Source organism: Streptomyces rubellomurinus, from assembly GCF_000961885.1.
Lineage (GTDB): Bacteria > Actinomycetota > Actinomycetes > Streptomycetales > Streptomycetaceae > Kitasatospora > Kitasatospora rubellomurina.
Genome location: NZ_JZKH01000033.1, coordinates 20,510 through 40,087, shown reverse-complemented (window position 1 = coordinate 40,087; position 19,578 = coordinate 20,510). Strand labels below are relative to the sequence as shown.

20 protein-coding genes and 1 pseudogene are annotated in these 19,578 nt (G+C 75.3%); 9 read left to right on the top strand and 12 right to left on the bottom strand.

The features are described 5' to 3' along the window. Positions 1-8: 8 nt before the first annotated feature. On the bottom strand, positions 9-995 hold the full coding sequence (locus tag VM95_RS41620) for a hypothetical protein (RefSeq protein WP_045697810.1): 987 nt from the start codon (positions 993-995) through the stop codon (positions 9-11). A gap of 192 nt (positions 996-1,187) precedes the next feature. On the opposite strand from VM95_RS41620, the gene VM95_RS17675 reads away from it, so the two are divergent. Next, positions 1,188-1,931, top strand: coding sequence for a G1 family glutamic endopeptidase (locus VM95_RS17675; RefSeq protein WP_045697807.1), 744 nt, complete (start codon positions 1,188-1,190; stop codon positions 1,929-1,931). Positions 1,932-1,979: 48 nt separating this feature from the next. Here VM95_RS17675 and VM95_RS17670 read toward each other — a convergent pair whose 3' ends face one another. Together VM95_RS17670 and VM95_RS17665 are read right to left on the bottom strand one after the other, a co-directional pair. Next, entirely contained in the window at positions 1,980-2,588 is a 609-nt protein-coding gene (locus VM95_RS17670) for an ester cyclase (protein ID WP_045697804.1), read from the bottom strand. 50 nt (positions 2,589-2,638) lie between these two features. Continuing rightward, positions 2,639-3,364, bottom strand: a complete 726-nt coding sequence (locus tag VM95_RS17665) for an SDR family oxidoreductase (RefSeq protein ID WP_045697802.1) — start codon at positions 3,362-3,364, stop codon at positions 2,639-2,641. 137 nt (positions 3,365-3,501) lie between these two features. Here VM95_RS17665 and VM95_RS17660 point away from each other — a divergent pair, with 137 nt between their 5' ends. From VM95_RS17660 to VM95_RS45490, 6 genes and pseudogenes are all read left to right on the top strand, one after another. Next, the gene (locus VM95_RS17660) at positions 3,502-4,452 is read left to right on the top strand and encodes a LysR family transcriptional regulator (RefSeq protein WP_045697801.1); all 951 of its coding nucleotides are present in this window, start codon (positions 3,502-3,504) and stop codon (positions 4,450-4,452) included. A gap of 158 nt (positions 4,453-4,610) precedes the next feature. Then, entirely contained in the window at positions 4,611-5,708 is a 1,098-nt protein-coding gene (locus VM95_RS17655; RefSeq protein WP_045697799.1) for a YncE family protein, read from the top strand. A gap of 136 nt (positions 5,709-5,844) precedes the next feature. Continuing rightward, complete coding sequence (locus VM95_RS17650) at positions 5,845-6,366, top strand: hypothetical protein (protein ID WP_045697797.1); 522 nt, start codon at positions 5,845-5,847, stop codon at positions 6,364-6,366. Positions 6,367-6,538: 172 nt separating this feature from the next. After that, a complete protein-coding gene (locus VM95_RS17645; RefSeq protein WP_208615476.1) occupies positions 6,539-7,216 on the top strand; it encodes a transcriptional regulator in 678 nt (225 codons plus the stop codon). 257 nt (positions 7,217-7,473) lie between these two features. Then, positions 7,474-8,007: pseudogene (locus VM95_RS45495) on the top strand (alpha-lytic protease prodomain-containing protein); the annotation flags it as partial. Between the two features lie 94 nt (positions 8,008-8,101). Continuing rightward, entirely contained in the window at positions 8,102-8,692 is a 591-nt protein-coding gene (locus tag VM95_RS45490) for a S1 family peptidase (RefSeq protein ID WP_341846014.1), read from the top strand. Positions 8,693-8,807: 115 nt separating this feature from the next. Here the strand turns inward: VM95_RS45490 and VM95_RS17635 are convergent, their stop codons facing one another. Then, on the bottom strand, positions 8,808-10,034 hold the full coding sequence (locus VM95_RS17635) for an ROK family transcriptional regulator (RefSeq protein WP_045697795.1): 1,227 nt from the start codon (positions 10,032-10,034) through the stop codon (positions 8,808-8,810). A gap of 396 nt (positions 10,035-10,430) precedes the next feature. Here VM95_RS17635 and VM95_RS17630 point away from each other — a divergent pair, with 396 nt between their 5' ends. Beyond that, complete coding sequence (locus tag VM95_RS17630; RefSeq protein WP_167352934.1) at positions 10,431-12,188, top strand: SpoIIE family protein phosphatase; 1,758 nt, start codon at positions 10,431-10,433, stop codon at positions 12,186-12,188. Between the two features lie 117 nt (positions 12,189-12,305). Here VM95_RS17630 and VM95_RS17625 read toward each other — a convergent pair whose 3' ends face one another. The 3 genes from VM95_RS17625 to VM95_RS17615 all read right to left on the bottom strand — a co-directional run bounded on the left by VM95_RS17625 (position 12,306) and on the right by VM95_RS17615 (position 14,196). Then, entirely contained in the window at positions 12,306-12,839 is a 534-nt protein-coding gene (locus VM95_RS17625; protein WP_244178824.1) for an EF-hand domain-containing protein, read from the bottom strand. Positions 12,840-12,875: 36 nt separating this feature from the next. Then, on the bottom strand, positions 12,876-13,433 hold the full coding sequence (locus VM95_RS17620) for a hypothetical protein (RefSeq protein ID WP_045697792.1): 558 nt from the start codon (positions 13,431-13,433) through the stop codon (positions 12,876-12,878). A 397-nt stretch (positions 13,434-13,830) separates the two neighbouring features. After that, positions 13,831-14,196, bottom strand: coding sequence for a hypothetical protein (locus VM95_RS17615; protein ID WP_045697790.1), 366 nt, complete (start codon positions 14,194-14,196; stop codon positions 13,831-13,833). Positions 14,197-14,676: 480 nt separating this feature from the next. Here VM95_RS17615 and VM95_RS17610 point away from each other — a divergent pair, with 480 nt between their 5' ends. Continuing rightward, complete coding sequence (locus VM95_RS17610) at positions 14,677-16,170, top strand: LCP family protein (protein ID WP_045697788.1); 1,494 nt, start codon at positions 14,677-14,679, stop codon at positions 16,168-16,170. 85 nt (positions 16,171-16,255) lie between these two features. Here VM95_RS17610 and VM95_RS17605 read toward each other — a convergent pair whose 3' ends face one another. From VM95_RS17605 to VM95_RS17585, 5 genes are all read right to left on the bottom strand, one after another. After that, positions 16,256-16,915, bottom strand: coding sequence for a double zinc ribbon domain-containing protein (locus VM95_RS17605; RefSeq protein ID WP_045697786.1), 660 nt, complete (start codon positions 16,913-16,915; stop codon positions 16,256-16,258). 96 nt (positions 16,916-17,011) lie between these two features. Next, positions 17,012-17,278, bottom strand: a complete 267-nt coding sequence (locus VM95_RS17600) for a hypothetical protein (RefSeq protein ID WP_157882133.1) — start codon at positions 17,276-17,278, stop codon at positions 17,012-17,014. Between the two features lie 154 nt (positions 17,279-17,432). Next, positions 17,433-18,365, bottom strand: coding sequence for a signal peptidase I (gene lepB / locus VM95_RS17595; protein WP_078860060.1), 933 nt, complete (start codon positions 18,363-18,365; stop codon positions 17,433-17,435). 65 nt (positions 18,366-18,430) lie between these two features. Then, positions 18,431-19,027, bottom strand: a complete 597-nt coding sequence (locus VM95_RS17590) for a helix-turn-helix domain-containing protein (RefSeq protein ID WP_045697783.1) — start codon at positions 19,025-19,027, stop codon at positions 18,431-18,433. A 90-nt stretch (positions 19,028-19,117) separates the two neighbouring features. Continuing rightward, positions 19,118-19,501 (bottom strand): VOC family protein, encoded by a 384-nt coding sequence (locus VM95_RS17585; RefSeq protein ID WP_045697781.1) that lies wholly within the window; start codon positions 19,499-19,501, stop codon positions 19,118-19,120. Between the last annotated feature and the right edge of the window lie 77 nt (positions 19,502-19,578).

The window sequence follows — 19,578 nt, the reverse complement described above, 5'->3', positions numbered from 1 at the left end:
CCCCGGCCTCAGCCCGTCCGGCGGCGGCCGTCGTCGGGGCGGCAGAGGTGGACGGTCCGCCGCGGGTCGGCGGGGAACGCGGGGTCGAGCGTCCAGCCCTCCTCGGCGGCCACCCGGAGCACGGCCGCGGCGCCCGCGCACCGGAAGTGGCAGGGCTTGACGCCGACCCGGCGCAGGATCCGGCCGTCCGCGCCGGAGCGGTAGTGCTTCCGCGGGTCGCGCGCCAGCTCCTTCCGGAACTTCCTCGCCAGGTGCCCGCGCAGGTGGCGCGCGTACGCGTCGGGGCTGCGGCGCAGTTCCAGCAGGCGCACCCGCGGCCGGAACACGAGGGTGAGCAGCGACAGGAGCACGCGGCAGCGCATCGGCCCCCACGGCGCGCCGCGCTCGGGCACCGGGCCGTGCGGGAGGGGCACGCCGAGGTGCTCCGGAGGCGGCATCGGACGGAAGAAGTGCAGTTGGCCGTCGTTCTCCGAGCGGGGCTTGGCCCAGTCCACCGACCAGCCGTGCCGTGCGGCCAGTTGCTCGACCCGGGTCGGGGCCAGGCCGCGGTAGTGGTGGAGCCCGAGGGAGGCGACGGCCCGGCGCACGCCGTTGGGCGGCAGGTCGCCCGGCTCCCAGCCGCTCTTCCGCTCGGCGCGGGCGAAACGCTTCTTCAGGATCCCTTCGGTGAACGGCTCCCAGGCCTCGGGCCGGCCGTTCCACTCGACGCGCAGGCGCCGCCAGGAGAGCCCGAACGCCACGGTCGTGAACGGGCCCACGATCACGTCACCCTCACTACCGCTTCCGGCACCCCCGCCCGACGAGACCAGCAGGGCCAGCAGGGCGATCCCGACCAGCGGCCCCAGCCACAGGTAGACGAACTGCAGGACGAACTGCGCGACAAGTCCGACCCGCGACCGGCGCGGCGCGGCGCGGTCGATCCCCGCCCGGGCCGGGACGACCGGCCCGACCGGTCTGCGGCTGTCCGGACCTTGCGACGGCACGGCTGTGGACATCGGATCCGCCCCCCTCGGCTCGCTGTGCTGCGCATCAGCTTCGGGCAGCCCGACCTGCGCTGACCACCACTCGCCTTCGGCCGTCACAGACAGCGCACGGGTTCGTTATCCCCCCGTAACTCCCCGGGATCCTCCACCGGGTCTACCTTTGTCGACGCTCGGCCAACTCCACACCCTCACAAGGGAGTAGCCATGTCCGCAGTTCGTCGGCACACCATCGCCGTGTCCACCGCCCTGCTGACCGTCCTGGGCACCGCCGCACCGACCGTCGCCGCCACCGCCCCCACCCTCGTCCAGGCGCCGCTCGCCCACCACGGCGGCGGCCTCCTGCACAGCACCAGCGGCAACTGGGCCGGCTACGCCGCCACCGGCGCCCGGTTCACCAGCGTCAGCGCGAGCTGGGTCCAGCCCGCCGTCTCCTGCTCGGGCTCCAACACCTGGTCCAGCTTCTGGGTCGGCCTCGACGGCGACGGCAGCAACAGCGTCGAGCAGACCGGCACCGAGGCCGACTGCTCGAGCGGCACGCCGGTGTACTCCTCCTGGTACGAGATGTACCCGCAGTACCCGTCCAACTTCAGCAGCACCGTGCGGCCGGGCGACCACTTCACGGCGAGCGTCACCACCAACGGCAGCGGCTCCTTCACCCTCACGCTGTCCGACACCACGGCCGGCTGGAGCCACACCGTCAACAAGTCCCTCAAGAGCGCCGCCCTCGCCTCCGCCGAGGTGATCGCCGAGGCACCGTCCAGCTCCTCCGGCGTCCTGCCGCTCTCCAACTTCGGCTCGGTGTCGTTCAGCGGCGCCAAGGTCAACGGCCAGAGCCTGGGCGGCTTCAACCCGGACAACATCACCATGGGCTCCGGCAGCACCACCAAGGCCACCACCTCCGGGCTGAGCGGGGGCTCCGCCTTCTCGGTGACCTGGAAGCACAGCTGACCCGGCGGACGGGGCCGCGCCGCTCGACGGCGCGGCCCCGTCCCGCGCTCAGCCGCGAACGCCCAACTGGGCCAGCAGCGCCTCGTTGTCCTCGATGTGCCAGTCCTCGACGATCCGGTCGGTGCCGACGTGCTGGATGTCGATGGCGTTGAACTCGACGTTCTGGCCCTTGCCTCTGATGCCGTTGAAGGTGCCGGTGAAGTGGCCTCGGAAGACCAGCCGGGCGGTGATGCGGTCGCCGGTGACCAGGACGTCGGACAGCTCACAGGTCAGGTCCGGCACGGCGGCCCGGAAGGCCTTCGAGGCGGCGGCCGGGCCGGCGGGGCCCTGCGGACGGCCGGGCGGCAGCGTGTTGTCCCGGAACCGCGGGTCGATCGCCGCGTCCAGGTACGGCTGCCGGCCGGTGTTCCAGAACGTGTACAACTGCTGTGCCAGGTGGACCTCCTGGGCGGCGCGCCGCTCGCCGATCGAGCGGTCGACGGTGAGCGCCTTCGGCCGGACCAGGTCGGGCGAGCGGTCGATCAGCCGCTGCGGCCAGGCGCGCGAGGACGACGGACGGTCGTCCTCGCGGGCGGGCGCGGCCGCGACGGTGCCGGCCGCCAGGCCCGCCACGGCGGCGACGACCGCGGCGGTGCGGATCAGGGTGCGCGAGCGCATGGTGCGACTCCTCGGGAGTGGATCGGTGACGGGGACTGCGGGGCGGGGCGTCAGGCGAGCCGGCCGCCGCCGTCCACGTGCAGCACCGTGCCGGTGACGTACGGGTTGTCGATGGCGTAGCGCACGGCCTTGACCAGGTCCTCGGTGCTGCCCACGCGGCGGGCCGGGTTGCGCTGCGCCACCCCGCGCAGGAACGCCTCCTTGTCGGAGCCCAGGCCGTCCCAGGAGCCGGTGTCGACGATGCCGGGGGACACGGCGTTGACCCGGACCGGGGCGATCTCCACCGCCAGCGCCCGCACCAGGAAGGCCAGCGCCCCGTTGGTGGTGGCCATGACCGTGCGCGCGGGGGCCGGGCGCCAGGCGGCCACGCCGGAGAAGAAGGTGAACGAGCCGCCCTCGCAGGCCTGCCCGGCCAGGTGCTTGGCGAGCAGCAGCGGACCGATCACCTTGGCGGCGAACGCCCGCTGCACGTCCGCGAGTTCGAGGTCCTTCAGCGGGCCGTTGGCCGGCATCGCGGCGGTCGAGACCAGGTGGTCGAACCGGCCCACCGCCCCGGCCAGGTCGGCGATCGACCGCTCGTCGGCGAGGTCGACCGGGACGACTTCGGACGGCCCGGACAGCTCGCCGGCCGTCCACTCCAGCTTGCGCGGGTCCGGCCCGGCCAGCACGACCTCGGCACCGGCGCCCGAGGCGGCCGCGGCGAGCGCCCGGCCGGTGCGCGAACCCGCGCCCACCACCACGAGTCGCCGTCCCTGCAGAGAGGTGCCATCGGACATGGGAATGCTCCTTCGCGTTCGAGTCATCGGGGGAACCGGCCGTCCGCTGCTTCCCGCGTCGGCCGCAGCACGACCCTCTCCCGGGCGGCTGCCATGAGTCCAAGGCTTGTTCTCTACCGCACCGATAACATCCGCTCATGGCAGCAACCCCCACGCTCCGGCAGCTCGAATACCTCGTCACCGTCGTCGACACCGGCTCGTTCACCCGCGCGGCCGAGCAGTTGCACGTCACCCAGCCGGCGCTCTCGCACCAGATCCGGGCGCTGGAGAGCACCCTCGGCGGCGCACTGCTGGAGCGCCTGCCGCGTGCGGTGCGGCTCACGCCGACCGGCCGGGCCGTCCTGCCGCACGCCCGCGCCGCCCTGGCCGAGGCCGAGCGCCTGACCGTGGCGGCCGGGCGCGCGGCCGGCCTGGAGGAGGGCGAGTTGGAGGTCGCCGTCGTCTACTCGGTCAGCCTCGGCATCCTCCCGCCGGTGCTGCGCGCCTGGCGCCACCGGCACCCGGGCGTCCGGATCCGGCTGCGCGAGTACGCGCACGCGGACCGGCTCCAGGACGCGATGGCCGCCGGCCGCGCCGACGTCGGCATCGGTCCCGCCCCGGCCGGCTGGGAGGGGCCGATCCGCGAACTCGGCGTCGAGGAGTTCACGATCGTCGTCGCGGCCGACGACCCGTTGGCACACCGCCCGAGCGCCGACCGGCCGGCCGCCGACGACCCGCCGGCCGAGGCCCCCGCCGCCTCGGTCGCGCTCGCCGACCTCGCCGAGCGCGCCTGGGTCCACTACGCGCCCGACAACGGCCTCGCCGACCTACTCGACCAGGTCTGCGCCCGGGCCGGGTTCCGCCCCCGGGCGGCGGTGCGCGCCGAACAGACCTCCGCCGCGCCCCTGCTCGCCGCCGCCGGGCTCGGCCCGGCGCTGGTGCCGGCGGACATCGTCCCGGCCCACTTCGACGGCGTCCTGCTGCGACCCGACCCGCCGGTCCGCCGCGTCCTCACCGCCTACACCCGCACCCGCCCCGACCCGCTCACCGTGGCCTTCGCCGACCTCCTCGCCCAGCAGGCCCGGGTCAACCCGCCCCGGCCCCGGTGACCGGCCCGCGCGGCGGGCAGCAGGCGGTCGTACCGGAGCGGTCGTGGCAGCGGGTCGCGGCGCAGATGTTCGCCGGTTGATCCACACGTCGTCAGATTGTCGGGTTACCTTTCCCCCTGCACCGCAACCACGCGGTACGCACGACCAAGGGGGAATCCATGTCCAAGAGGACTCGCGCCAAGACCGCCCGCTGGACGGCGGCGACGGCCGCCGCCACCGTCCTGGCGCTCACCGGCACCGCCGCCCAGGCCGCCGCGGCCACCCCGGCCACGCCGGTCTCCGGCACCGAGGCCGTCATCGCGGTCGGCAACAACCGGGCCCAGCCGATGGTCGGCCCGGACGGCACCAAGGCGTACGTCGTGGTGGACGGCCCCGCCTCCACCGTGCTCGTCAAGGCCGTCGACACCCGTAGCGACGCCGTCACCGGCCAGGTCTCGGTCGGCACCAACCAGGTCTTCGTCAGCGCGGCGCTCAGCCCGGACGGCACCCGCCTCTACGTCGCGAACGGCCAGCAGTTCAGCGTGCTGGACACCGCCTCGCTGACCGTGCTGGCCACCGTCGCCCTGCCCGACCAGCCGCGCCAGACCGGGTGGACCCCCGGCGCGCCCTCCGGCGTGACGGTGAGCCCGGACGGCACGAGCGTCTACGTCGTCCAGAACGGGCCGACGGCCTACCGGCAGAACGCGCCGGCCCGGGTGCTGGCCTTCTCCGCCGGGCAGCGGGCGTTCACCGGATCGGTCCAGCTGACCGCGCCCATGACCGGCACCGCCGCGATCCGCCCGAACGGCCAGGACCTGTACGTCGGCACCAGCACCGGCGTCCAGCACGTGAAGGCGGCCGCCGCGCCGACGCTGGCCGGGACCGTCCCCGGCACCGCCACCGCGCTCGACTACAACCCCGTCCTCACCCCGGACGGCACCCGGCTGTTCGCCGTGGGGCAGCAGGGCCAGGCCGACCTGATCGACCCGGCCACCGACACCGTCGTCAAGCACCTCGCCCTGACCCCCACCAACACCTCGCTGAGCTCCCCGCAGATCAGCGCCGACGGCACCCGCCTGTACGTGGCCGAGAACGACTTCACCGCGGGCCCGTCCGTGCTCGCCTTCGACACCGCCACCGGCAACGCCGTCCCGGACGAGACGGTATCCCCCGACGAGGACGTGCTCAACGGCCTCGCCGCCGGCCCGGACGGCCACACCCTGTACGTGACCGGCAGCATCGGGACCAGCGGCAAGCTCCAGGTCATCGCGAACTGAGGCCGGTCGCGCACACTCCCCCGGGCGGGCGGGACGGCCACCCCGCCCGCCCGGGGCCCCGCCCTGCCCGGGGGTCCACGACCCGCGCGTGGCCCGCGCCACAGCCGTCGACGGCCCGGGCGGGAATCATGGACGGGTGACGATCGACCTGCTGCCCGGCCGCGGCGTCCGGCTGCCCGCGCCGCTGCCCGAGCTGCCGTTCGGGCTCGGCGAGGACGCCGTGCGCCGGCTGCTCGCCCCGCACACCGCGCTGCTGCGCGGGGGCGTGGAGAGCCCGTTCGTCTGCGGCGCGACCTGGACGCTGGCGTTCTCGCTGCCGGGGGTGGGCGTCCTCCTGTACGCCGGGCGGGCGGGCGACGGCCGTTTCTCGGACGTCGGCGTCACCCGCGACCCGCGCGACGAGCGTCCGGCCTGCCCGGTCGGCCTGCACGGGGTCGACGTCTTCGGCTGGCCCGCGCACGAGGTGGTCGAGGCCCTGCGGGCCGCGGGCCTGCCCGTGCCCGACCCGGAGGGCGGCACCCTCCACCACGACACGCTCCGGCTCAGCCGGAACACCCCGAACGCCCGTCCGCTCGCCACGGGCTGCAAGCCGCGCCGCGAACCGCCGTTCACCTTCGGCTCGGTGTCGCTCGGCGCCGCCCCGCCACCACCGCGCTGACCGGTTCCGCCCCCTCCCCGACCACCGCCTCCGGAGTCGCCGTGACCACCACCCGCCTGTCCGTCGCCGTCCTCGGCCCCGGCGGCACCGTGCGGCCTGTCGCCGCCCTTCCTGCCGACCCGGGGCGGTAGGAAGGGCAGCGAACCAGCCCACCCCGCCCCGGAGGTCCGCGGTGAACCACCCGATCCTCGACCAGATCCACGACCTGCGCGCCGAGTTGGCGCCCGGCGACACCGCCCCCGCCCTCGTCGCGGCGCTCGGCGCCGGACGGGCGCCGCGCACCGCCCTGGCCGAACTCGCCGCCCAGCAACACCGGATCATCACCTCCGACCGGCGCAGCCTGCTCCTGCTCGCCACCCGCTGCGCCGACCGGCCGCTCGGCGGCTGGTTCGCCACCATGGCCGAGGGCGAGAGCGCCGCGCTGCGCACCCTGCCCGCCCTCGCCGCCGCCTCCGGCCCCGCGGGCCTCGCGCCCGACGCGACCCACGCACCCGAAGCCCTGGCCGACCACCCGCCGCTGCCCGGCTGCCAGGCCTACCCCGCCTACCTGGCCTGGCTCGCCCTCAACGCCCGCCCGGCCGCGGCGGCGGCCGCCCTCGTCGCCAACTTCGCCGCCTGGGGCGGCTATTGCGCCTCGATCGCCCGGGCGCTGCGCACCCACTACGGCTTCCCCGAGGACGCCTGCGCCTTCTTCGACTTCTTCGCGCAGCCCGCCACCGAGCTGGAGCGGCAGGCCGCCGACGCCCTCGGCCCCGACCCGCTCGACGGCCGCACCCTGGCCGCCGCCCGTGAGCACGGGCGGCTCCTGCAGGCCTACGAGCACCTGTTCTGGGACACCCTCGGCGGTTGAGGGCCGATCAGCCCGATTCACCGACCGCGGGTCGGGCCACGATCGTGACGCAGTTGAACGTGGTGAATCCCGCGCCGAGGTCATTGGCCAGTGCGACGGTCAGCCGGTAGTCCCCGGCCGGGAACGGCCCGACGGTCGACTCCCCCCCGCCCGCCGGGGGTATAGCTCCCGCGAGCGGGGGTCTTCGACATGTTCCGGTCAATGCACTGGGCCCTCTACGGTTCCGGCAACCCCCACGCCGGACCGAGGAGACCCCCATGCTCCGCATTCGTGCGCTCGCTGTCGCCACCGCGCTCGCGGGCGTCGTGCTGACCGCCGCCCCCGCCGTCAGCGCGCCCGCCCCCGCGCCGGCCGACGAACCGTCCATCGCCGCCGCCCTGACCGTCGCCCCGGCCGACCCGGCCGACCCGGCCGACCCGGCCGCCGCCGTCACCGCCGCGCCGCCCGCACTGCTGCGCGCCTACCAGCGCGACCTCGGCCTGTCCCCGCAGGCCGCCGCCCGGCGCCTCGCCCGGGAGGCGCGGGCCGCCGCGGTGCAGGGCGCGCTCGCCCGCACGCTCGGCGACCGCTGGGCCGGGGCCTGGGTGGACGGGCCGGACGCCACCCTGGTGGTGGCCACCACGGACGCCTCCGCCGCCCGCGCCGTCACCGCCCACGGCGGCCGGGCGACCGTGGTCCGCCACGGCCTCGCCGCCCTCGACGGCGCCAAGCGGCGGCTGGACGCGGCCGTCGCCGCCGCCGCACCCGGGGCCACCCCGCTCTGGTACGTCGACGTCCGGACCAACAGCGTGGTGGTGCGCTCCACCGACGCCGCCCGTACCGAAACGTTCCTGCGGGACTCCGGCGTGGACCGGGCGCTGGTCCGGGTCGAGCGGGCCCGCCGCCGTGCCCCGCCCGCTCGCCGACCTGCGAGGCGGGGACGCTTACTACATCGACGACGCCGCCCGCTGTTCGATCGGCTTCCCGGTCACCCAGAACGGCCAGCCGGGCTTCGTCAGCGCCGGCCACTGCGGCCAGCCCGGCTCCAACGCCACCAGCGACGGCGGCGGTTCGATCGGCACCTTCCAGGGCTCGACCTTCCCCGGCAACGACTACTCGTGGGTCGCGGCCGGCCCGGACTGGACCGCCCAGCCGCAGGTGAACGACTACGCGGGCGGCGCGGTGACGGTCTCCGGCTCGCAGGAGCAGCCGGTCGGCGGCTCGGTCTGCCGCTCCGGCTCCACCACCGGCTGGCACTGCGGCACCGTCCAGGAGCTCAACGCGACCGTCAACTACGCGGAGGGCACCGTCTACGGGCTCACCCGCACCACGGTCTGCGCCGAACCGGGCGACTCCGGCGGCTCGTTCATCTCCGGCAGCCAGGCCCAGGGGGTCACCTCGGGCGGCTCCGGCGACTGCACCTCGGGCGGGGAGACCTTCTTCCAGCCGGTCAACCCGATCCTCAGCACGTACGGCCTGACCCTGGCCACCGGCTGATCCTCCGGGCCACTGGGTCACTGAGTCGCTGAGCCACTGGGCCACTGACTCACCGGGCCGCCGGGAGCGGCGCCCGTCCGGCCGGACCGTCGACGCGGCCCGGCCGGACGGGCCGTCAGCCCAGCCCCGCCGTCCGGCGCTCGAACACCTCGGGCCGGGCGGTCTCCAGGGCCGTGGCGACCGCGCCGAGCAGCACCGCCTCCTCCCCCAGCAGGCTCGGCGCGAGCGTCGGCCGCATCGGGGCGAGCCGGTGCAGGGCCTGCTCCAGCGGCTCCAGGAGCAGGTCCGCGCTGGTGCCCAGACCGCCGCCGAGCACCACCAGGTCCGGGTCGAGGACGGCCGACAGCACGGCCACCGCGTAGGCCAGCCGCTCGGCCTCCTGCCGCACCGCCTTCAGCGCCGCCCCGTCCCCGGCCCGGGCCCGCTCGAAGACCCGCGCCGCGGTGACCCGCCGGGCCGGACCGGAGCCCGCGTCCAGGCCGAAGTCCAGGGCCGCGCGCACCACCGCGTCCGCGGCGGCCTCCTGCTCGATGGTCACCACCGGCTCCCCCGGCCGGCCGGGCAGCGGCACCAGGCCGATCTCGCCGAGCCCGCCGTGGGCGCCGACCAGCAGTTCGCCGTCCTTGACCACGCCCAGGCCCAGCCCGGTGCCGACCAGCAGGTAGGCGAACATCCGGCTGCCCCGGCCGGCGCCGAGGGTGTACTCGCCGAGGGCCGCCAGGTTGGCGTCGTTGGCCACCGAGACCGTCGTGCCCAGGCCCGCCCCGATCCGGTCGAACAGGCCCGGCCGCCCCCACCCCGGCAGGCTGGTGGCGTACCGCACGCCGCGCCGCTGCTCGTCCCAGACCCCGGGGGTGCCGATCACCGCGTGCACCACGTCCGCGGGTGACAGGCCCGCCTCCTCGGTCGCGCCGCGCGCGGCCTCGACCACCGCGTCCGCGACGGCGTCGGCCGAGCGGCCCCGGTTGGCGACGTCCCGGCGGACCAGCACCGTCCCCGCCAGGTCGGCGACCGCCACCCGCAGCCGGGCCCGGCCGACGTCCACCCCGAGCACGTGCCCGGCGGTCGGGTCGACCTCGTACAGCACGGCCGTACGGCCCCGCTCGGGCGCCACCCGCCCGGCCGTGCGGACCAGCCCCGCGCGCTCCAGCTCGGCCAGCGCGGCGGACACCGTCGGCTTGGACAGGCCGGTGTCCCGGGCCAGTTGGGCCCGGGAGGAGCCGCCGCCGGTGCGCAGCAGCTCCAGCAGCAGCCACTCGTTGTTGCTGCGCAGCCGCTGCCGGTTCCACGGCACCGCCCGGGCGCCGGCCGCCGGGCGGTGGGACGGCAGGTGGCGGGTCATCAAGGCCTCCGGGGTGGGCGTACGGCCGACCGGCGGGCGGCGCGAGCCGGTCGGGTGCGGCCGGGCGCGGCCCGCGACGCCCGGGGTCGGACGCCGCCGCCCAGTATGACCGGTGGTCACCACCCGGCGATCGGCGAGGAACAACGAGGACCGGCAGCGGACGGACCGTCACCGGACGATCGTTCAGGGCCGCGGAGGCGGCGTCCCGGGGCCGGGCGGCCGGGGGCGGTCCGCTGACCTCGCGCGAACCCGCTTCGACGACGGAGGGCAACCATGCGAGCGTGCCCGCGCGCACGTGCACGATGCACATCCGCCCTGTTACAACAACGCCTCCGGGCAGTCAAACTTTCATCCCGGTGTGGGCGCGCCGGGCTCCGGCGCGTGATCATTGGCCCTATGCAGTTCCGGCACCGCAGACGAGCGGCAGGCTCCCGACCCACCGCACCGGGCTCCCGGTCCCTGGTGGCCACGGCGGCGGCGCTCGCCGCCAGCCTCGTCGCGGTCACCGACAGTAGCGAGGGCGGCGCGCGTCGGAAGGCCCCCGGCGACGCCGACCCGGAGCTGCTGGCCGACGTGCTCGCCGGGGTGCCGGCCGGCGTCGCCCTGCTGGACGAGCGGCTGCGCTGGCAGTACCTCAACCCCGCCTTCACCGCCGCCACCGGCCTGCACCGGGCGGACCTGCTCGGCCGCCCGGCCGAGGCCACCGCCTTCGGGCCGGCCGCCGCCGTGCTGCGCCGGGTCCTCGCGGACGGGCAGGACCGCGACCAGCTCACCGGCGGGCCCGAGGGCGCGGGTGCCCCCGTACCGCCCGGCCTGCGGGTGCGCTACCGGGCGCTGCGGCGGGCCGACCGGATCACCGGCGTGGTCGTCGCCGTGCTCGACGACCAGGCGCAGGGCCGGGCCGTACCGGGCGAGCCCGTACCGGCCGGCCCCGCGCAGACCCGGCTGGCGCTGCTCGAAGCCGCCGACGAGCAGATCGGCAGCACGCTGGACCTCGGCACCACCAGCGCCGAACTCGCCGCGTTCCTGGTGCCCCGGCTGGCCGACCACGCCGTCGTCGACCTCCTGCCGCCCGAGGCCGAACCGCCCCGGATCGGCCACGGCGCGCCCGGCCGCCTGCACCGGGCCGCCGTCTCGGCGCCGCACGCCGTCGGCTCCCCCGGCCCCGGCGGCGCCGTCCGGCCCCGCGCGGGCTCCGCCGCGGAACGCGCCCTGGCCGTCGGCGCCGCCGTGCTCGGCACGCCCGAGCCGCAGGACGGCTGCCCGGCCGGCACCGCCTCCCTGCTCGTCCTGCCGCTCGCCGCCCGCGGCCGGCTGGTCGGGCTGCTCACCCTCGGCCGCACCGCCGCCGCGCCCGCCTTCACCCCCGAGGACGCCGACCTGATCGGCGCCGTCACCGCCCGCGCCGCCACCGGCCTCGACCACGCCCGCCGCTACGCCCGCTCCCAGGGCATCGCCCTGGAACTCCAGCGGGCCCTGCTCAGCGAACCCGGCAACCCGCACCAGAACCTCACGCTCGCCTCCCGCTACCTGCCCTCCGGCAGCGCCTCGGTGGTCGGCGGCGACTGGTACGAGACCGTCCGGCTGCCGTTCGGCCGGACGCTGCTCGCCATGGGCGATGTCATGGGGCACGGCGTGGAGGCCGCCGTCGACATGAGCCACTACCGCTCGGCGCTGCGCGACGTCGCCGGGATGGACCTGCCGCCGCACCGCATCCTGCGGCAGCTCGACGCCGTCATCTCCGCCGACGACTCCGCCCGCCCCGCGACCTGCCTGCTGGTCCTCGCCGACCCGGGCCGCGGCCGCTGGACGCTCTCCAGCGCCGGGCACCTCCCGCCCGCCCTGATCGCCCCCGACCGCCCCACCGAACTGCTCGGCATCCCCACCGGCCCGCCGCTGGGCACCGGCCTCGGCGGCTACGAGCAGACCACCCACCCGCTCGCCCCCGACCAGACCCTGCTGCTGTACACCGACGGCCTGGTCGAGCGCCGCGAGGAGGACATCGACACCTCCCTCGAACGCCTCGCCGCCCTGCGCCTGCCCGCCACCGGCAACCTCGACGCCCTCCTCGACGCCGTCCTCCAGGCCCTCGCCACGGACGCCGCCGAGGACGACATCGCCCTCCTCGCCGCCCGCCCCACGCCCCGCCCGTAGCCGGGCGGGGCCTCCGGGCGGGGCACCGCCCGGCCGAGGACTTCGACGGCGGGCCCGGGGTCAGCGCGCGGCGTTGTGGGCGCGGTGTTGTGGGCGCGGCCCCGGAAGGTGCGGCGGTCAGTAGAGGGCTTCGCCCATCGGGGAGTCGGCGCCCGTGACGTACGCGCGGATCGAGGCCAGGTAGTCCTGCCGGCTGACGCGTCCGTCGCCGTCGCCGTCCAGCGCGTCGAAGGCCGCGTCGGCGTGGTCGGCCGGGTTGCCCAGGGCCTGGCGCAGCGCCGTGAACTGGGAGCGGTCGAGGGCGCCGTCCCGGTCGGCGTCGGCGAGGTCGAACAGCGCGCCCAGGGCGTACTGGCAGACGGTGTCGAACTTCTCGGCGTCCACCCAGGCCGCGTACTCCTGGTAGGTCATCACGCCGTCGCCGTTGGCGTCCATCGCCGCCCACGCCCGTTCGCCCGTGGCGCGGGCGACGGCGACCAGCGGGTCGTCCTCGGCGCGTCCGGTCGCCTGCCGGGCCCGTTCGATCCGGACGAAGTAGTCGTGCCGGGAGGCGACTCCGTCTCCGTCCGTGTCGAGCATGGCGTAGACGCGGGCCTTGGGGAGTGCGGGGTCGGCCGGGGCCGGGTGCGGCTCGGTCTGCGGGAACGGCATCTCGGGTCCTCCTTCTGGATGCGGGAGCGGGGTCGGTCAGTGGGTGAGCCGGAGCACGAGGGTCGAGTCGAGGGCGGTCTCGCCCGCCGGGGTCCCGCAGCCCGTGCCGTCGCTGGTGCCCACGGCGTTGAGGGCGTCGCCCGCGAAGCGCGCGCTGCTCGCCTCGACGGCGCCGGCGGCGACCAGTGAGGCGGTGCCGTTCACCTTCACGACGTCGATCCTGCTGAAGTCGAAGGTGGACGCGCTCCGGTCGGTCCAGTGGACGGTCGTGGTGGCCGTGTCCCCGTGTTCGTCGCCGGTGCAGGACGCGGCCGGCATGGTGACCGTCCGCTCGAAGGTGCCGGTGCCCGCGGGCGCGCCGGCGGCGTCCACGCACGTCACGGTGCCGGTCATGGCCAGCGTGTCACTCAGCGGGAGGTCGAGGCCGCCCTGGTCCAGCGCGGCCGTGAAGACGCCGTGGCCCTTCAGCACACAGGTGGCATCGGTGGTGGGCGTCGTCGAGCCGGCGTGGGCCGAGGCCCCGGCGAGGAGCGGTACCGCGGCGCACAGCGAGACGGCGGCGGCGAGCAGGGCACCGCGGACGGCGATCTTCATGGGGTGGTCTCCCGTGGTCTCTGCGTTCCGGAGCGGGTGGGAGTTCGTGACCGGGCCGCCGGCGCACGGCCACGGACGGACACGGACGGTCACGAACGGCCACGCACGGGAACGTAGGGCATCGACGGGCGTCGACCGGGGCGGGGCGCGCCACGGGCCGGAAAGTGCGATGAACGCCTGAACGGGCCTGCGGCCCCCGGCTCAGAGCTTCGCCGGCGCCCCGGCCAGGTCCGCCCACAGGTCCTCGGGGTGCAGTGCGGCCGGGGTGGTCCGGTGGGGCTCGGGGAGGTCGCTCATGGCGCTCGTCCTCGGCCGGGTCCGTCCGGCCGGGCCAGGGCCAATCGCGCCCGGGTGGCCCGCCCCGGGCCGGGGCGAGCCACCCGCCGGTCAGCGGCGGTCAGCGGCGGCGGAAGATCCGCTTCACCAGGTGGACGATCCCCCAGATCAGCAGGAGGACGAGCAGGATGATGACAATGATCACAACCAGCAGGAACTTGCCGAGCTTGGCGAAGAAGCCCGACTTCTTCTTCTTGTCGTCCTTGGCCGCGAGGTTCGTGCCCGCGGCGGCCTGACCGGCCTGCACCGGCCGGGCCTCCGTGCGGGCCGCTGCCGGGGCCTGCCCGACCGTACCGGCGGTGCGCGCAGTACCCTCGGTTCCCGTGACGGCCGCCGCGGACCTGGGCGCGGCCACCGCCGTCGCGCTGGACGCCGCGGCGGTCAGGCCTATGGCGGCCAGCAGTGCCACCAGGGCGCCGGCCGTCACGCGTGCGATCCGGTGAATCATGGTGCTCCTCGTTCGAGTCGTTCGTGTCGTTCGACGCGGGAGCAGCACGCGAGAGGCAGCCCGCCGATCAGATCCGTCCGAGCTTGCGGACCAATCTGACCAGCTGGTTTTCTCATCTGCGCCTAGTATGCTCCACTGGCGTTCTACAGCGGTGTAAAAGTTTGCGGTGCGAGAGTTCAGCGCTGGGCCTGCCCGGATCGACTCCGGCCCCGTCCACGCAGACCCACCGCTCCGAGCGGGGGTTTCGTGGCGACTGTGGAGGATGACGACGTGTCTGGGCGCAGGGGTTCCCCCGTAGACGAGAATTCCTCGCACCGACCCGGGGGACGTCGGGCGGACCGCCGCACAAAGGACGCGAAGCCGGACGCGAAGCCGGACGGCAAGGCGGACGGCGGGGCTGCGGGGGCGCCCCGGTCCGGGCGCGCCAAGCCGAAGCCCAAGCGCAGCACCAAGCAGAAGGTGCTCTGGGTCACGGCCGGCATCACTTCGGTGCTGGTCCTCGCCGGCGGCGCCATCTACTACCGCCTGAACAGCAACATCACCACCTTCGACGGCGACGCGCTCAGCAAGGACCGCCCGGAGGCCGCCGCCCCGGACGCCCAGGGCCGCACCCCGGTGAACGTCCTGCTGATCGGCTCGGACAGCCGCGGCAACGGCAACAGCGACCTCGGCGGCGGCGGGGACGGCGGTGCCCGCTCGGACACCGCGATCCTGCTGCACGTCTACGCCGACCACAAGCACGCGGTCGGCATCTCCATCCCCCGCGACTCCCTGGTCACCCTCCCGCCGTGCAAGCTCCCGAACGGCAAGTGGACCAAGGAGCAGACCAATGTGATGTTCAACAGCGCCTTCTCGGTGGGCGACACCGAGCAGGGCAACCCGGCCTGCACCCAGAACGCCGTCGAGAAGCTGACCAACCTGCGCGTCGACCACACCATCGTGGTCGACTTCAACGGCTTCGCCTCGATGACCAAGGCGGTCGGCGGCGTCGAGGTCTGCTTGCCGAACGACATCCACGAGGGAGACCTCAACCCGAACCTGGGCCACAAGGGCAAGCTGATCTTCGCCAAGGGCAAGCAGAAGGTCGAGGGCCAGCAGGCGCTCGACTACGTCCGGATCCGGCACGGCATCGGCGACGGCTCCGACATCGGCCGCACCAAGCGCCAGCAGGCCTTCCTCTCCTCGCTCATCAAGGAGGTCAAGTCGCGCGGCATGGACCCGACCACCCTGCTGCCGCTGGCCGACGCGGGCACCAAGTCGCTGACCGTCGACCCCGACCTCGGCTCGGCCGCCAAGCTGATCTCCTTCGCCATGTCGATCAAGGACGTCGACCTGCACGACGTCAAGTTCCTCACCGCGCCGTGGCGTTACGAGGGCCCCCGGGTCGCCCTGGTGCACCCGGACGTGGACCAGCTGTGGGCCGCGCTCAAGGCCGATCGCACGATCGACGGCCAGGACGCGAGCGCGCCCGCCCCGGCCGGCACCGAGTCCGCCGCGCCCACCACGCCGGCCGCACCGGCCTCCCCCTCCCCGGCCGCGCCGCCGGACGCCAAGGCCGCCGAGGTGAAGGTCACCGTGCTCAACGGCACCGGCGGCGCCGGGCTCGCGGGCAAGGCCGCGGAGGCCGTCAAGGGCGCGGGCTACACCTCCGTCACCGTCGGCAACGCGAGCGGCACCAAGGCGCACGCCACCACCCTCGTCGAATACGGCAGCGGCGAGAAGAGCGCCGCCGAGGCGATCGCCAAGCTGTTCCCGGGCTCGACCGTCGAGCCCGGCGGCGCCGGCAAGGGCGTCAGCGTCGTCATCGGCCGCGACTTCGCCGCCGCCAACCCGCCCGCCGCGTCCGGCGCCCCGGGGGCTCCCGCCGGCGCGCCCGCGCCGCTGCCGACCAGCGTGGCCGGCGCGGCCCGCTCGGCGGACGACGACCCCTGCGCCAACATCTCCTACGGCTGACCGGCCACCGGCCGCGAGGCCGGACGCGCGAAGGCGGGACGCCCCCGGAATCCCCGGGCGCGCCCCGCCTTCGCCGTACCGGGCGTCAGCGCCTGGTGCCGCAGGACGGGCAGAAGGCCGATCCCTCCGGGACGTCCTTGTGGCACTGCGCGCACTGCTCGGACTGCGCCAGCCGGTAGCCGCAGCCGGGGCAGAACGGCGTGCCGTGCGTCTCCGCCCGGCACTGCGGACAGACCAGCTGCCGCGGGCCGTTGACGTCGAACTCCGCGCCGGACTGCTGCCCGACCTGGTAGGCGCGGTCGGTGACCATGTCGTTGAGGCCGCGGTGCTGCGCCGCCGCCGCCTCGACCCCGGTGTCCGGCGCGCAGGTGAAGCAGAGGCCCCGGCCCGGGTCGAAGCAGCGGACGCAGACGTAGGACGTGCACTTGGCGCAACGGTTGAAGTGGTCCTGGGCGTTGGCGATCGCACGCTGGAAGGCGGCGTCGCGCGAGGTGCCCCAGCTCTGTCCGGCGAGGCCGTCCGCGGCGTTGCTGATGGTGTTGGCGTTGCCGCCGATCAGGTTCCAGGCGGCGCTGACGCCCTTGCCGATCCAGCCGGCCACCTGGCCGGTGGTGAACCGCTCGAACGGCGAGCGCCAGGTGTCGGAGCAGCGGTAGCAGTAGAACTCGAACTGGAAGCCCGCGCCGGTGCCGTAGTTCTCGCACAGGTCACGGTAGTTGCTGCTGAAGTAGATCTCGGAACTCACGTCGTCCCCGGTGACTGGAAGGTGCCTGTCGGCGGTCGCTGCCGGAGACGATAGGGCGCCGTGGACGGTTCCGCCAGAGACGTCCGCACCCGCTGGTCAGAGGCCGCGCGCCGGCAGCAGCAGCACCCGGGCCGGGTCGTAGCGCTGCCAGCGGGCCGGCTGCCCGCTGCGGCCGATCCGCAGCCGGCACCAGCGCTGCCCGGCCGCGTCCTGCCACCAGCCGGTGATCCGGCCGAGCGCCCAGCCGCCGTCGCCGAGGGCCACCTCGACCGGCTGGTAGACCCAGGTGACGTCCCGTTCGGCCGGTTCGGCCGGTTGCGCCGGTGTCTCCGCACCGGCCGGGCCGGGTCCACTCTCCACCACGGTTGCGCCTCCCGACCCGGGCCGGGCCGCGGCCTCCCCCGCCCGGGGCGGCCGCGCGACCGGACGACCTGCCGCTCACGGCCCGAACTCTACAAGCGCGTAGAGCACGGCGTGGGCGGTTCCGCCGAACCGGAGCGGCCGCGGGGACGGGCCGTCAGCGGGCCAGCGCCGCACCGCGCCGGGCCCGGCGGCGGCGCCACAGGGCGAGCGGCACCACCCCGGCCACCGCGGCCGCCTCGGGCCCGGCCGGCCCGTCCACCGGGGACGCCGAGCCGCCGCCCGGCGCGTCCGGCACGTGGTCGAAGGTGCCCGGGACGGGCAGGGTGGACCAGTCCGACAGCGGCCACGCGACGACGAAGGCCCGCCCGATCACGTTGTCCACCGGGACGAAGCCGTCCCCGGTCTCGTTGTGGTGCGGGCGCGAGTCGCGCGAGTTGTTGCGGTGGTCGCCCATCACCCAGAGCTTGCCCTTGGGCACCGTCACGGTGCCCACCGGGTCGTTGTCGCAGGGCTTCGAGCCGGGGAAGATGTACGGCTCGTCCAGCGCGACGCCGTTCACCTTCACCGGGCTGCCCGCGTTGCACTCCACGGTGTCCCCGCCGACCGCGATCACGCGCTTGATCAGGTCCTTCTCGTCCGCCGAGGGCATCAGGCCGACCGTGCTCAGCACCTTCTGCACCGACCCCATGAAGCCGCCGCTCTCCTTCGGCGGGCCCTCCAGCCAGCCGCCCGGGTCGCGGAAGACCACCACCTCGCCGCGCTCGGGCTCGGCGCCGAACCAGGGCGTGAGCTTGTCGACCAGCACCCGGTCGCCCAGCTCCAGGGTCTGCTGCATCGAGCCGGAGGGGATGGAGAAGGCCTGCACGAAGAAGGTCTTGATGCCGAGCGAGAGCAGCAGGGCGATCACCAGCAGGATCGGCAGCTCCTGCCAGAAGGTCAGCTTCCGGCCCCGGCGGGCCCGGCCGGGCTCCTCCTTCGCCCCGGTCTCCTCGGTTTGCACGGTCTCCCCGGCCTCCTCGGCCTTCGCGGCCGCCTCCCCGTCCGTTCCACCGCTCTCGCCGGACTCCGTGCCCTGCTGCACACTCATGTTTCGGCCCCTCCCGACGGCCTGACGGGAGCCCGGAGCGGGCACCCCCCTGTCAGGCAACGAACCTACCGAACAGAGGTTCCCGGGCGCGCCCGCACGTGGATGCGCTCGCCCTGCGGGCCGAACAGGCTGAGGAACTCGACGGGCTGCGGCCCCGCGTTGCCGAAGGCGTGCGGGGTGCGGGTGTCGAACTCGGCGGCCTCACCCGCCGCCAGCACCAGGTCGTGCGGGCCGAGCACCAGCCGGAGCCGGCCGGACAGCACGTAGAGCCACTCGTAGCCCTCGTGCACCTTCAACTCCAGGTCCGGCCCGGTGCCCTTGCCGGGCGGCACGACGTGCTTGTAGGCGTGCAGTCCGCCCAGGTGGCGGGTGAGCGGGACGATGGTCTGGCCGTTGCGCGTCACCGGGCGCGGGTGGATGCGCGGGTCCCCGGTGGCCGGGGCGCCGACCAGTTCGTCCAGCGGCACCCGGTACTCCCGGGCCAGCGGCAGCAGCAGCTCCAGGGTCGGGCGGCGCTGGCCGGACTCCAGCCGGGACAGCGTGCTGAGCGAGATGCCGGTGGCGGCGGACAGCTTGGCGAGCGTGGTGCCGCGCTCCCGGCGCAGGGCGCGCAGCCGGGGGCCCACCGTGGTCAGGACGTTGTCGAACTCTTCGTCGGCCATGCCTGCCATTCGCCGGGACGGCAAGGGTGTTTGTCAATCCGGCACACCGCACGGCGGCCGGGGCGCGAGCGCCCCGGCCGGCCGGCGGGGTCAGGACCGCGTGGCGGCCCGGTCGGAGGCGCTGCGCAGGACGCAGAACTCGTTGCCCTCGGGGTCGGCGAGGACGGCCCAGCCGGCGCCGTCCGGCTTCCGGCGGTCGGCGACCAGGGTGGCGCCGAGGGCCAGCAGGCGCTCCACCTCCTGCTCGCGCGTGGTCTCCGGGCGCAGGCAGAGGTGGATCCGGTTCTTGACCGTCTTGGGTTCGGGCACCTGGCTGAAGTACAGCACCGGGCCCTCCCCGAGCGGCACCTGCACCTCCGGATCGCCCGGCTTGTCCTGCGGATCGAGCGGACAGCCGGTCACCCGGCTCCAGAACCGCGCCAGTTCATAGGCGTCCGCACAGTCGATCGCCACGTTCTGCACCACTGAGACCATGGGCCCGAGCCTCACCGATTTTCCCGCCGGACGCCAGTCGCCCGCCGGGCGTCGGTGATCAAGCACACGGTCACACA